The 13937-nt window shown below is 44.8% G+C and carries 14 protein-coding genes; 3 read left to right on the top strand and 11 right to left on the bottom strand.

Annotated features, from left to right (window positions below; translation table 11 throughout):
• Positions 1-388: 388 nt before the first annotated feature.
• From FYJ65_RS09170 to FYJ65_RS09140, 7 genes are all read right to left on the bottom strand, one after another.
• Positions 389-760: a hypothetical protein gene (locus FYJ65_RS09170; RefSeq protein WP_154555026.1), complete on the bottom strand. Its 372-nt coding sequence runs from the start codon at positions 758-760 to the stop codon at positions 389-391.
• 11 nt (positions 761-771) lie between these two features.
• Positions 772-2100: an MATE family efflux transporter gene (locus FYJ65_RS09165; RefSeq protein ID WP_154555025.1), complete on the bottom strand. Its 1329-nt coding sequence runs from the start codon at positions 2098-2100 to the stop codon at positions 772-774.
• A gap of 30 nt (positions 2101-2130) precedes the next feature.
• A complete protein-coding gene (locus tag FYJ65_RS09160; protein ID WP_154555024.1) occupies positions 2131-3333 on the bottom strand; it encodes a coenzyme F420-0:L-glutamate ligase in 1203 nt (400 codons plus the stop codon).
• Positions 3334-3454: 121 nt separating this feature from the next.
• Positions 3455-4768, bottom strand: a complete 1314-nt coding sequence (locus FYJ65_RS09155) for a M18 family aminopeptidase (protein WP_154555023.1) — start codon at positions 4766-4768, stop codon at positions 3455-3457.
• A 17-nt stretch (positions 4769-4785) separates the two neighbouring features.
• A complete protein-coding gene (locus tag FYJ65_RS09150; protein WP_154555022.1) occupies positions 4786-6147 on the bottom strand; it encodes an ATP-binding protein in 1362 nt (453 codons plus the stop codon).
• 256 nt (positions 6148-6403) lie between these two features.
• Positions 6404-7132, bottom strand: a complete 729-nt coding sequence (locus FYJ65_RS09145; protein ID WP_328603048.1) for a helix-turn-helix domain-containing protein — start codon at positions 7130-7132, stop codon at positions 6404-6406.
• A gap of 236 nt (positions 7133-7368) precedes the next feature.
• Positions 7369-7629 carry a DUF6110 family protein gene (locus tag FYJ65_RS09140; RefSeq protein WP_154555020.1) on the bottom strand — a complete coding sequence of 87 codons (261 nt, stop codon included), beginning with the start codon at positions 7627-7629 and terminating at the stop codon, positions 7369-7371.
• A gap of 276 nt (positions 7630-7905) precedes the next feature.
• On the opposite strand from FYJ65_RS09140, the gene FYJ65_RS09135 reads away from it, so the two are divergent.
• Positions 7906-8487 (top strand): hypothetical protein, encoded by a 582-nt coding sequence (locus tag FYJ65_RS09135; RefSeq protein ID WP_154555019.1) that lies wholly within the window; start codon positions 7906-7908, stop codon positions 8485-8487.
• A 12-nt stretch (positions 8488-8499) separates the two neighbouring features.
• Here FYJ65_RS09135 and FYJ65_RS09130 read toward each other — a convergent pair whose 3' ends face one another.
• The gene (locus tag FYJ65_RS09130; protein WP_154555018.1) at positions 8500-9171 is read right to left on the bottom strand and encodes a Crp/Fnr family transcriptional regulator; all 672 of its coding nucleotides are present in this window, start codon (positions 9169-9171) and stop codon (positions 8500-8502) included.
• 102 nt (positions 9172-9273) lie between these two features.
• On the opposite strand from FYJ65_RS09130, the gene FYJ65_RS09125 reads away from it, so the two are divergent.
• Entirely contained in the window at positions 9274-9870 is a 597-nt protein-coding gene (locus FYJ65_RS09125) for an ATP-binding protein (RefSeq protein WP_154555017.1), read from the top strand.
• A 5-nt stretch (positions 9871-9875) separates the two neighbouring features.
• Here FYJ65_RS09125 and FYJ65_RS09120 read toward each other — a convergent pair whose 3' ends face one another.
• Genes FYJ65_RS09120 through FYJ65_RS09110 form a run of 3 tightly spaced genes read right to left on the bottom strand, consistent with a single transcriptional unit; the run spans position 9876 to position 12899 of the window.
• Positions 9876-10829, bottom strand: a complete 954-nt coding sequence (locus tag FYJ65_RS09120; protein ID WP_154555016.1) for an MATE family efflux transporter — start codon at positions 10827-10829, stop codon at positions 9876-9878.
• Positions 10822-12228, bottom strand: coding sequence for a sensor histidine kinase (locus FYJ65_RS09115; protein ID WP_154555015.1), 1407 nt, complete (start codon positions 12226-12228; stop codon positions 10822-10824). Before FYJ65_RS09115 ends, FYJ65_RS09120 begins: the two co-directional genes overlap by 8 nt.
• The gene (locus tag FYJ65_RS09110; RefSeq protein ID WP_154555014.1) at positions 12225-12899 is read right to left on the bottom strand and encodes a response regulator transcription factor; all 675 of its coding nucleotides are present in this window, start codon (positions 12897-12899) and stop codon (positions 12225-12227) included. The genes FYJ65_RS09115 and FYJ65_RS09110 overlap by 4 nt, the downstream gene beginning before the upstream one ends.
• Positions 12900-13058: 159 nt before the next feature.
• Here FYJ65_RS09110 and FYJ65_RS09105 point away from each other — a divergent pair, with 159 nt between their 5' ends.
• Positions 13059-13544 (top strand): entericidin EcnA/B family protein, encoded by a 486-nt coding sequence (locus FYJ65_RS09105; protein WP_154555013.1) that lies wholly within the window; start codon positions 13059-13061, stop codon positions 13542-13544.
• Positions 13545-13937: the final 393 nt, after the last annotated feature.

The following is a 13937-nucleotide window of genomic DNA, read 5'->3' as shown; positions in this document are numbered from 1 at the left end:
CCTTCCGTATTCGCCATATTTGTACGGTATTTTCGCTTTTTACTCTAATTTTAGCCCCCTACCAGAATTTACTTTTGCAAAGCGGAAAGTTTTTTGGCTGAACTGGAACTTACTTTTTCAATTCACCCAGCTTGAAGGCTTTAAGCAAAGAATTTGAAGCAATTCTAATTTAAAGAGTGTTTATACAAATCAGTCATTCTAAGTATCGACAAAAGCAGCACCCTTCCATCAGAATGTTGTGCCAAATAGGCGTAAATCGCCGGAAATGCATAACACTTCACACCAACTTCACAATTCTAATAGATATATCGTACTTCATTCTAATTAAATCATCCTAAAGTAAAAAATGAAGTTGGATATGCCGAAACAACACATCCAACTTCACACCTCAGAAAAAAGAATCTTTTAACTCCGACAATCCGAGCCGATGGAGCAAATCGCAGAATTCACTCCAGTTCGGAGGAAAAATATCTCTCCCATCACACGCAACGTGAATCTCGCTTGTTGTAACACTTAAATTCCACGAAAAACCCGGAAAAAGACTTACAAAGCCTTCGAAGTGCCTGCAGTTCCATTTATCAATATGTATTTCCTGCAGGCTCTGGCAAAAACCATCGACGTTCTTCGTCACGTCTATCTCGTATATTTCATCGCCCTTCATGCACTCCAAACAGAACTCTTCATTTTTGACATGCAGCAGCAATATCCGATGCTCCGAGCCATATCCAATATATTCGAATTTCATTCCGCTAAGTCCCATCGTCTGCCTCCTCAATACACCTCTTTCAACAATTTCGGTTCTTGTTCTTTCTGCGTTCTTATAAAAACAGACAGCGCAATGCCCACCACTGCCGTAACGATTTTTGCCGCAACGGAGCTCCACCAGATCATGATCTGACCTCCGAACAGCGGCGGCAGAATCAGCACCAACACCAGCGTAAACACCGGCTCCGACAGAATCAGCACATAGGACCACACGCTTTTCTCCGTTGCGTAGAAGGCTGCCGATGTCACTCTTGTAATGGCATCCGCCGGGAGGGAAAGCAGAAAAATCGGCATGACCATTATGATTTCCCCATTGACTTCCGGCGATGAACCGAACAGCACACCGATTTGACCTCGAAGCAGATACATCAGAATCCCGCCGATTACTGCGATGGCCATCGATGATTTGTATGCCAGCTTCTTGATTTCCTTCAGATTTTTTCCCTGTCCTGCTCCGTAGAACCGGCTCATAAGGGGCTGGCTACCGTCGCCTACGCCCTGCAAGAGAAGATAGATAATGCAGATGACATAGGAAATGCAGGCATAAGTTGCGATTGCCCGCTGTCCACCGTAGGAAGCGGAAAAGCGATTGATAATCACAAGGGAAATTTCCGGAGCGAGAGTCAATCCGAAGGGCGCCAGACCGATTTTCACGATTTGCAGCGCCCGTACCCCCATATCGCCGGAAGTCATCTTCAAAAACAATTTCTTTTTGGCAGCACAATAAACCAGCGCCACCGCCATGGTGACTCCCTGTCCCATCACCGTCGCAAGGGCCGCACCGGTCATTCCCCGGTTCAGCACCCATACGAGGATGTAATCCAATATCACATTGGTGGCAAAACCGCACATCATAGCGATCATGGCCCACATCGCGCCTCCGTAATTTCTCATAAAAGGAACCATTCCGGTGCCGAATACCTGCAGCACGGTTCCCAGGATGATTACCGTCGTGTACTCTTTTCCCAGGACCAGCAGCTCGCCGTATGCCCCCAGCGCGGAAAGAAGCCGTTCCGACAACACGTAGAAAGATCCGGTAAGGAGCACGCTGAACAACAGCATCATCCATATCGCCTCGGCGGCGTAATCCCGCGCCCTTTCTTCGTGCCCGCCGGCGTTCAGTATGGAGTATTTGACAGCACCGCCCATGCCGATTCCGGTTCCGGTGGCAACCAGCACCGCAGTAATCGGATACGCGATATTGATTGCGGAAAGCCCCGCATCCCCGATGGAATTGCCCACAAAAAAACCGTCCACAATGGCGTAAATTCCGGAGAGTGCGAAGGACAACACGGAGGGGATCACATAATAAAAGAAGGTTCGCCTGTTACTCATCCTCCAGACCTCCGTTCCGCTCTTTTTCCTTTACATTCCGGTGGTGTAATTATCAAAGTATCCCTGAATGTGAATTACCGGTGTTCCCTTATCTCCGGATCCCGATGTCAAGTCGCAAAGCGAACCGATCAGATCGGTGAGTCTTCTCGGCGTGGTGCCTTCCGATGCCATGTTTCCCACAAGGCTCTCCTCCGGCTTATCGCTGATGGCCTGCTTAATCGCTTCTTTCAGCTCATCTCCGGTAAGATCCGAATATTCGTTATCGGCCAGATACTTCAGCTTCAGTTCATTCGGTGTTCCGTTCAGGCCTTCCGTATATGCCGGCGAAACCACCGGATCCGCCAGTTCCCAGATTTTGCCCACCGGATCTTTGAAAGCGCCATCTCCGTATACCAGAACTTCCACCTGCTTTCCGGTTTTCTTCTTCATGATGGCCTGAACCTCATCCACAAAAGGCTGACAATCTCTCGGGAAGAGCTTTACGCGGTCGTCGGTGGATTTGTTGGTTCCCAGAAGGCCGTACTCTTCGTTGAAGCCGCTTCCGTTTACCGGTGCATTCAGAATCTCATCCATGCCGTAAACATTTGCGCCCAGATCCTTCAGCTTATTTCTGGTTCTGAATCGGGTATGAATGTCGCAATTGATGACATTGTTCGTGTACTCGAGAATCGTCTCCGGCTTGTTGGAGAAAACAATCTCCGCCTCAGCACCGGCTTCCCGAATAATTTCACTGTAGAACTCCACATAATCCACGCCTGTGAACTGATGCTTGTTCACGCCGAACAGTTCTCTGTATTTCTTCTCATCCAGCACATCGGAATACGGATTGATTCCCGCATCCACCACCTGATCGATGGTAAGCAGTGCATTGCCCACTTCATCGGACGGATAGCTGAGCATTACAACAACCTTCTTGGCGCCCATTGCCATGCCCTTCAGGCAGATGGAGAATCTGTTTCTGGAAAGAATCGGCCATACGATTCCGATGGTCTCTCCACCCAGCTTGTTCTTTACATCCTCTGCAATGTCGTTCACACTAGCATAGTTTCCCTGACATCTGGCAACCACAGACTCGGTAATACCGATTACATCTCTGTCCAGAATCTCGAACCCATCGGATTCCGCTGCCTCCAGAACACTTTCCACAACCTGCTCTGCCAGATTATCTCCTTCACGGAAAATCGGACACCGGATTCCACGGGAAACCGTACCTACACGTCTTTCTGCTTTCATCTAAGCCTCCATTAAATTGTACATAGAATATGCAAGCTCATCTCTTAATAAATCAATGAACATAACAAAATAAGTATACCTTATACGTTTGTTCGTTGTAAACAAGAAAATCAATCCGCCGCTAAATCCGAAAATTTCCGTCGGAATCCGTCCGGATATCCGATGCGTAGAATTCCGTCACTGCTTTTACCATATACTCCATATCCTTTACCCCCGCCGTCTCGTACGCCGAATGCATGGCAAGCTGCGGCAATCCGATATCCACGGTATTCATGGACACCTGGGACATGGCAATGTTACCCAGAGTGCTGCCACCCGCTTCGTCCGACCGATTGGAGAAAAACTGCACCGGCACCTCTGCTTTTTCGCAAATCATCTTGAAAATCGCCACGCTGACCGCATCGCTGGTGTATTTTTGCCCGGCGTGGGATTTGATCACGATGCCCTCGTTCATGTAGACGCAGTTCGTTTCATCGCTCTTCTGCCGATAATTCGGATGTACCGCGTGGGCGTTATCGCAGCTCAGCATAAAGCTGCTCGCCACGGCACGGCGGAATTCTTCTTCGTCCTTGCCCAGCGCTTTGTTCATCCGCCACAGAACATCATAAAGGAACGTGGACGCTGCTCCCTGTTTTGTGCCCGATCCCACCTCTTCGTTGTCGAAGCAGGCATAGACATTGATATTCCGATTGTTCTCTGCCGTCAGGAATCCCTTCATAGAGGTAAAAGCACATTGCAAGTCATCCAGTCTCGGGCATCCGATGAATTCATCGTCATGGCCCCATCGTACCGCTTCCATTCGGTTGTATAAAAACAAATCCATCCCGTAGATGTTCTCTTCCGATACGCCCAGCTCTTCCGCAATCAGTTTTTTAACGGCACCCGGTCCCTTCACGCTGCCGGATAATATGGGCAGCATGTCCACCTGCTTGTTGAGAGGCCGGCCTTCATTGATTTTTCGATCCATATGAATGGCCAGGCTTGGAATCATCAAAAGATCTCGATCCACTTTCACCAAGTGAGTCTCTAACCGATTTCCGTTTTTTACCATTACTTTTCCCGCAAGGGAAAGGGGCCGATCAAACCAGGTGGAACAAATCATTCCGCCATATCCTTCGGTGTTCAGCATCGTGTATCTTTTTGCGATTTCTATTTCCGCATTTTCTTTCAGCTTAAAAGAGGGAGAATCGCTGTGAGATGCGGTCACATGAAAGCTGTAATCATCCAGGTCGGTTCCGGCCTTGACCGCGATGATGCTGGAATTATTTCTTGTGACGTAATATTTTTTTCCGGGTTCAATCTCCCACCGCTCGGATTCATGCAGTTCTTCGAACCCGTCTCGATTCAGGAGATTCTTTAATTCCGCCACCGCATGAAATGCCGTGGGGGCGTGCGCTATAAAAGATGTAAGTTCCGATACAATAATTTTTTCCATTGCAGACCTCTTTATTTCTATTGTTGTAATCCGGATAAATCAACCTCGTATATATACTTCTTCGGCTCTTTCTCCGGCTGATAAAACATACTCATATACCATGGGAAATATTCAATCCCTGATTCTTTCGTTACATTTCCTTTGCAAAATACAATCTTTCTACCAAAATTCCAATTCCCTACAGCAGCAACTTTATCCAGTGCCAAGTGCCGTTGATAATCATTTCCGGATTTAATTTCAAGAAGATCGATTTTCATCCCATTCTGAATCACAAAATCCAATTCTCCATACTTCTTTGATTCAAAATATGTCAGAGAGAATCCATTCGCCTTTATCATCTGTGCGAATACATTTTCCAGAATACTTCCCATATTCACGTCCATGTTTCCCTGCAATAATTCAAACTGTATGTTCTCCATACAAGAAGCACACAGAAGACCTGTATCTCCCATAAACAATTTGAACAAATTTCTCTTTACATTAAGCTGCAGTGGAGGTTGAGGTTCTGTCACATTATAGGATGGAAGTGCAACACCTGCATCACTCAGCCATAGGATTGAATCCTCATACCGATTCATTCTTGCATTTTTATCAATCCGACTCAGAAAAAATCTCCTGTTCTTATCGTCTAATTGTGAAGCAATGCTATCAAAAATAGCTTTAATTTTTATCTTTTCTGTATCAGATGAGTACTTGGAGATATCTTGTCTGTATAATTCTAAAATGCTTCTCTGGAGCTGAATTACTTTTCCGATGTCATGTGAGTTCACATAGGTCTGCACAACGTCCGGCATCCCTCCTACAACGATATAGGTCGCAAACAACTTCAACAATGTTTCATGTATCGTCTGTGGAACCGGTTCGTGCTTTTCATAGCATGTTTGTAATATCTCGAACGTCGATTTCTGCACGCCATTCGCAATAAAGTATTCCTTAAGGTTCATCGGATACATATATACGATTTCTTCAAATCCCACGGCATATGATGGTACTTCTTTGTACCGAACTCCCAACAGCGACCCGGATTCTATATAATCAAATCTGCCATCTTCCACAAGAAATTTAATGGCGCATCTCGCATTCGGACATTCCTGAATCTCATCCAGGAAAATCAGTGTCTTTCCCGGCTTTAATTCCTGCAGCTTAAATGCCGTGAGATTCTCAATGATCGTATCTGCATCCAGTTTTCCTTCAAAAATCTTCTCCGCGCCTTTATCCAGTATAAAGTTAATTTCGACAAAATATTCATATTGTTCCTTCGCAAACTCTCGAATTGTCGTCGTCTTTCCAATCTGCCTCGCACCAATAATGCAAAGTGCTTTCTTATTTTTTTGATTTTTCCACGAGATTAATTTCTCCGTAATGTTCCTTTCTAGCATCTCACAGACCTCCCAATACTAGAATTGTAACATTTTTCCGACACTTTTCAATGTATTTTGTAACATTATTCTTCATTTCACGGCAGAACATGCAACATTTTTCCGATGTTATTCGATGCGTTTTGTAACATTATTCCTCATTCTACGAAAAAAAGAGCCCTACATCACTTATGATATAGAACTCTTATTTCTGTCATCTTAACTTAATGACATTGACCCGGTCGCCTCCTTCTCATCATATTCATTTGTCGTGCTTTCATTTCTGACGCTCTGCTTCTTTTATTACATGCATCAGCACCATTCGGATAATTGCAGAAAGGGCAATGCACGCAATCAGCAGGCCGCCCCAGAGCGGCCACGTGGTTCCGGCCAAACCAACCCCGATGCCGAGAATCGAATACGAATTGGCCAGTCCGCCCATTCCGGACCCTCCCCAGTTCTTGCCCCACGCATACAAGAAATCCTGCTTGGTCAAGGCTTCCGCAAAAATATACACAAATCCGCATAAAATCGCCAGCATTCCGCCAAAAAAACAGAACACTGTGTCTTGCTGCGAGAACCCACCCATGGTTAGCACCACCACCGTAAATTTAACACAAACGGCAAACGCTGTGGTAAAAGCAACGCCTTTTAGAATAAAGCGTTTATCAATATCCTCATCGACGATATGCCGCAGCTTTTCCGACCATTCCTCTCGATTTCCCGAAAGAACCTCCGGTGAAATGTCAACAAGCTCCATACCTTCTTTTATAATTCTCCGGCAAGACTCCATCCGGTTATCCAATACCTTCGCCTGAAGGTTCATCTCACTCAGGCGTTCCTCCAAAACCGCTTCTAACTGAACATCTCCATCAAAGAGTTTTTTTATCTCCGGAATCGGAACGTCAAGCATTCGAAGCGTCTTAATCCGGTTAATTATCTTCACATCCTCATCCGAAAAATCCCTGTACCCATTCTCATAAGCATTATCCTCTAATCTGAGTATACTGTAAACCCAAAAGTTGCTTACGAGTCAAGAGATTCCTGTCAATTATTGTCTTTTTTGTAAAAAGAGTTTCACGCCCGTCGAAACGTCCAATTTTGACTCTCTTTCTTGAGCTGCATCATGTGAGTGAAAATGCCGTCTGCCTGCAAGAGTTGGAAAGGCCGAAGTTGTCGGCTGCAGCACAGATGGACTCGAAGCCGCCCGGGCAAATCATGTAAAATCGTACATTTCATGCGTTACTCCGCCTCGCTTCCCTCCGCTTTTTCGGAGCATTCTTCCCCGGCACGCTGTTCATTAATCGCCTGAGCGCCGGCATAGATATCATCTGCATTCTCCCGCACAGCGGTTACCGTATTCATCACGCTGTCCTTTACTCTCAATGCAGCCGCTGTGGTCTGTGTGTATGCTTTTTTCGCATCCTTGCTGCTCAGTGCCTTGATTCCGGCCGTTCCGAACAACACCCCACCGGCAAATATACCAATTTTCTTCAAATCCATAATCTTTTTCTCCTAACACAGAATTAATGTTAGATGCTCTAACCGCATCGTGCGTTAATGTGATTAGGAAAGACTAACTTTTGTTAGACATTTATACCACGATTCCTTTTGTTTTGCAAAACGTATTGCATAGCGAAAAACTCCGAAACGCCGGAATTTGTGTACAAAAAAATATTCTTTTACAGCTAAAAACGCATTGGCATTCTGGTTAGTAAAGTCTAATATTTATTATAAAGAGAGTTTGATAAATTTAACTCGCCGGGGAGGAGCAGTGCGATGTTTTTAGAGATAAAGGGGATTCGGAAAATATCTGGTGGTCTTGATTTTAATGATCAGCACCATCGGGTTGTGTCCGGATTTCTCGTGGCAGACGTCAGTATGCTTCAGGCCTACAATGAGGGTTTTGAGAAGTACAATATTGAAGACGGGAATTTCCGGGTCAAAAAAGAACTCATCCGACAATACATGGCACTTCCGATTATCGTCACCCTGATTGGCGCAATTGTCGGTAATATTCTGGGATACACGGTAATGAAAAATGTATGTGCTTCCATGTATTACGGAAGCTATAGCCTTTATGCAAACGGTGAAATCGGCAAATTGTACATTTGGTCCACAACGATTGTGGTTATAATCTGCCTCCTGCTGAGCTTGCCGATTGAGAAAGCGATTATGGGTGTGGTGTTCCGGAAGATGATGCTGTCCAGCGTTTCCGGCTGGATTGCTCTGTGGATCGACCCGAAGATCGACCTGAAAATGTTCCTCATCGGAATCGGCACATATGCGGTTGTATCCCTTCTGGAATACCGCAGAATCCGCCGGATTCCAATGGATGAAGCCCTTAAAAATGCAGAGTAGACCTTTCAATTCTTATTGATTGCATACGGTCAACTCAAAGTGATTTCGGTTTGTTTTTATCAGACCTTCCTTTTGCAGCTTTGATAATTCCGCGGACATTGCCGCACGATCGATGCAAAGGTAATCCGCCAGCTGCTGCCGATTAAAAGGAATATCGAAGCTCAAAGATGACTGCCGAACGGACTCTGCGGACAGATACGACAGAAGCTTATCCCGAGTCGTGCGTTTGCCCACATGCGTGATTTTATCGTTGAAAACCAGCAGTTTATTTGCCAGTACGCGAACCAGATTTCGGATTAATTTCTGATGATGTTCGCAGGCCGCCGGACAGGAAACCATGAGCCGCTGCACATTCAAATAAAGAATCTCGCAATCCTCATCCGCAATCACGCTGATATTCAGTATCGACCCCGGGCTTGCAGCATAGAGTTCAGCAAAAAAATCTCCGGCACAACATTTAGACAGAATATTCCGATGACCCCACAGATCTTCCTGAATCACCAGAACGCTGCCGGACACCACAAGTCCCATCACTTCCGTAGAATCTCCCGCTCTGAGAATATAGGAATTCCGTTTCTTGGAAATCGTTGCGGCATTGACGCAGTGAAGTACGGACAAAATCTCGCTATCTGAAAGCCCTTTAAAGAAAGGACTGACTCTTAGAATCGGTAAGTATTTCTCCAAAAAAGTATTCCTCCTGTTGGAAATCAAACATACAAGTTATATCTATAATACTATAATCCTAACAGAAATAAACATGAAATGCGATGAACGGAGGTACTAAAAATGATACGAAAGATTATTCGAATTGATAAAGAAAAATGCAACGGCTGTGGCGCTTGTGCTGTCGCCTGTCACGAGGGTGCCATTGATATGATTGACGGAAAAGCCAAACTGGTACGAGAGCATTTCTGCGACGGTCTGGGGGATTGCCTCCCGGAATGTCCTACCGGCGCCATTTCCTTTGAAGAGCGGGAAGCACCGGAATACGACGAAGAAGCAGTGAAAGCCGCTCAGATGCCAAAGCGTCCGAACTGGCCGGTACAGATTAAGCTGGCACCGGTTAACGCACCGTATTTCGACGGCGCTAACCTTCTGATTGCCGCCGATTGCACGGCTTACGCGCATGCAAGCTTCTATCGGGATTTTATCCGGAACAGAGTGACATTAATCGGCTGTCCGAAGTTAGATCAGGTGGACTATAGCGAGAAGCTGACGGCGATTATTCAAAGCAACAACATTCAAAGCGTCACCATCGTCAGAATGGAAGTTCCATGCTGCGGCGGTCTTGAGACGGCCGTAAAAAGAGCGCTTCAAAACAGTGGAAAATTCATTCCGTGGCAGGTTGTCACCATAAGCATTGACGGAAAAATCCTGAACTAACCGAATCAGCATGAACGCCGGAATCCAATAATCCTCGTATAGAAATACACAGCGGCCAGCAGGCCGTTTGCTACACCGATGGAAAAATACAGCGGCAGCTGATCGATTTTCTTTGTGATGCCGAAACCCGCCACCGCCGCCGTGTCATAGCCGGACACAAACTTTGTAATCGCTGCAACCGCAACCACTGTCAGCGCATACTGCACCGCAGACGGAAAACCGATGGAGAGGATCAGTCCGATACGTTCCCGCGTATATCTCAAATGCGACGGAGAAACGGACAGTAGCGTCTTGTTTTTACTGCTAAAAACATAACCAAGAAAAAACAGGGTTATGGCAAGGTTTGAAATCGCGGTTGCAAGTCCGGCTCCGGCAGCCCCCATGTTCAGAAACTGCGGAAGGACGAAAAACGGATCCAGCAGGATGTTCAAGAATCCTCCGGCGGATACTCCGAAGGAGGCAATTCCCGCACTGCCCTCTCCGCGGATCAGATTCGCCAGCAGGATGTTCAGAACCGTCCCCGGCCCGCCGATGATGACCGTCCACATCACGTAACTGCGCACCAATTCATATATTTCGGTTGTTGCTCCGCAGACCATCAGAATCGGTCTCATAAAAATAAGTACGAAAAACGCAAACAGAACCGATGCCAGCAGACCGAACCAGAATGCGATGGACGATATCTGCGATGCCGTTCTATTCTCTTTTCTGCCCAGCGCCTGTGCAAAGGTACTTGCACCGCCCACGCCGAAAAGATTCGAGATTGCCGTGAGCATCAAAAAAATAGGGGCTGCCACCGCTACCGCCGCCGTCTGTGCCGGATCGTTCAAAAGCCCTACGAAATACGTGTCTGCCAAATTGTATATGAGTGTTACCATTTGGCTTATGATTGCCGGTACAATTTGCTTTCTTACCGCAATTCGTACCGGCATTTTCTCGAACAATTCTGTTTTATCCATTGAAATCTTCTTTCTGTTTCTGAATTCTTTTAAGATTACCGCAGCCTTGTATTTTCGGAAATCGGAAAATAAAACTCGTTCCGACACCTTCGATACTTTCGACGTGAATGGTTCCATTGTGGAGGCTTACAATCCAGCGCACCATGGAAAGGCCGAGTCCGGTACCGCCATTTTCTCTGGAACGGCTTTTGTCTATGCGATAGAAACGCTCCCAGATTTTATCCAAGTGTTCCTCACTTATTCCAATGCCATCATCTTTCACTTCACCGACGATCCGGTCATTTTCGGCCTTCAAGATAACACTGATATGTCCATTTGTTTTTCCGTAATTGATGGCATTGTTTATTAAATTCATCATCATACGCAAAAGCAATGTCTGGTCACCGTTCATAAACAGGTCGTCCTGCTTTTGGAGGCTGATCTCAATATTTTTTTCCCGAGCTTTTGTCTGCAGTTCTTCTATTACAAGTTCACTTAATAATCCAAAATCCAGTTTTTCCATCAAATGCTGTTCATCCTGTTCGTTTCTGGCAATCATTAACATTTCGCTTGTCAGTTTTGACATTCGTTTTGCCTGCTTTAAGATGACTGCAATCTCTTCCTTTTCTTCCGCAGCTAAGTTTTCGTTTTCCAATAAGTACTCGCACTGGGAAATGATAACAGCAACGGGAGTCCGCAGTTCATGGGACACATCTGATGTGAATTGACGCTCCTTTTCAAAGGAACGCTCCAATCGCTCGAACATTTCGTTAAATTTCTCCGACAATTCGTATAATTCATCTTTTGCTTTTGGAAGAGACAATCGTTTGGAAAGATCTTTTCCATTGCTGATATTTTCAACTTCATCGCAGATAAGGTCTACCTGTCTCAATGCCCGCTTAATCATAAAATATCCGATTGCCCCAATCAGAACAATGAGTAACGGAAATACGATTAACAGCATTTTCTCGGATGTCTGCATGAAAAGTTCTACAGAGTGTACGGAGGTAATTCCGCGTACCCACAGTTCCTCATTGTCGCCGTAAGCGTAAACGCTGTCATATACCATCCATTTTCGATTTGGTCCGTTTATCATTCGCGGGGTATTCGACTTGAGGATCGTTTTCGGGGGAAATTGACTTGGAATCGTCCCATAAACTAATCGTCCATTTTTGTCGTAAATGCAGAACATAATACCGTCATCGTAAAACTCGGTATCCCCGTCAAGATAAAAGGAATCATCCTGAAAATTAATATTTGAAGAGAAACCGGTCACTGCGGCACTGACTTCTTCTTCTGTCGCAGAAATTCCAACTTTATCCACAAAAAGAAGAACAAGAACTAAAATAGTCCCTAAAATTACGGCGATGATTCCGGTGTACCATAGCGTAATTTTTTTCTTGATCGTCATCTGTTTCATTCGTTTTCCTTCATTACATATCCGACACCGCGAACAGTGTGGATGAGTTTTGGTTCATATTGCGCATCGATTTTTTTTCGCAAATAGCGAATGTATACGTCGATTACATTGGAACCACCTTCAAAATCAAAGTCCCACGCATTCTGTTCAATCTGCTGTCTTGTCATTACGATATTTTTATTGCGCATAAGGCATTCCAAAACCATAAATTCTTTCGCAGAAAGATCAATTTCATTTCCGGCTCTTGTAACCTTTCTTGTGTCACGATCCAGAATAAGATCTGCTATTTTTAATTGGTTGGATGTAAATTGTGGCTTTCTGCGCATCATGACACGGATTCTTGCAAGCAGTTCTTCAAATGCAAACGGTTTGATCAGGTAATCATCCGCACCAAGATCTAGTCCTTTGACGCGGTCTTCAATGCTGTCTTTTGCTGTCAGTAACAGAATCGGTGTGTCATCTTCTCGTTGCCTTAATTCCCTTAAGATTTCATATCCATCCTTTCCCGGCAACATGACATCAAGAATAATCCCATCGTAGGAAGTCATATCGATATAATCCATCGCTTCCAGACCATCCCTGCAGGCATCTACACTGTAATGTTCCTTGACGAGTCTTTTTTTGACAATATTTCTTAAATCATTTTCGTCTTCTACAATCAGTAATCTCATAACGCAATCATTATAATACCAATCGTTTTCAGGTGCTAGAGTACTTTTTTTTACATTTTTTTGAAAAATTTTTTTGCTTTAATCATTCTTTAATCTTTCCATCATATAATGCATATAACAACAAAAACACCTCAAAGAAAGACGAAAGGAGTACATGTTATGAAAAGATTATTAGTAGTTTTGTTATCCCTCACATTTATATTTGCCGTTACAGGATGCACCTCATCCACTAATGAATCTGCAGATAATACAGAAACGAAAACACAGGAAGTTACAACAGCAAACACCGATGATGATGAGGGTAACGTCAATAATAAAGAAAGCACAGCAGAGAATGCGAATGCAGCGGATTATGATTTCTCTTCTTATGAAAAAGATATCCGTAAAATAACAAAGAAAGTAAACAACGCAAAAACATCTTCAAATTCATCTGAGAATCACAAACGTTTCTTCACTTTAAAAAAACAGATAGACGCAGTTGATGACGAACTGGATAAGCTTGACGATGAATTTGAGTATGCGTACCAGATGAAAGAGATTAGCTTCGAGACATACAAAGCGAGAGAACGTGCGATTGAAAAACTGGAAGATAAGCTGGAATTGGCAGAAGACGCACTGGAAAACAAATACGGTATCGATGATTAACTGAGAGGGGGGGGGCGGACACAACCATCCCATATCTGCTGACCGAGATTCCGAAACACATGGATGATACGAATCTGGATTTCCTGGAGGACCTGCTTCCATGGTCGGAGAAGCTTCCGGAAGAATGCAAAAAGCGGATTGCCGAGATGAAATAGCCTTGCCAGCAGCGATGCTGGCCTGGTTGAAATACAGAAAACAAAGAACGAGGAATTCTCGCAAGAGGTTCCTCGTTTTCTTTTGTTCTTTGTTTGTAAAGGCACGGGTGGTTTGTAACCGGTAAACCACCCGTGCCTTCCCTGAATCCTTGAAAAACCGTAAAATACCATATACGGGTTTTCAAGGATTTTTAGTATGGGAGGAAATGTATGAACAAAATGGTCAAAATTCAGCATC

It is taken from the genome of Mogibacterium kristiansenii, assembly GCF_009695905.1.
GTDB classification, from domain to species: Bacteria; Bacillota; Clostridia; order Peptostreptococcales; family Anaerovoracaceae; genus Mogibacterium_A; species Mogibacterium_A kristiansenii.
Note: the sequence above shows the minus strand (reverse complement) of the source record. Positions and strands in the feature narration are given on the sequence as shown.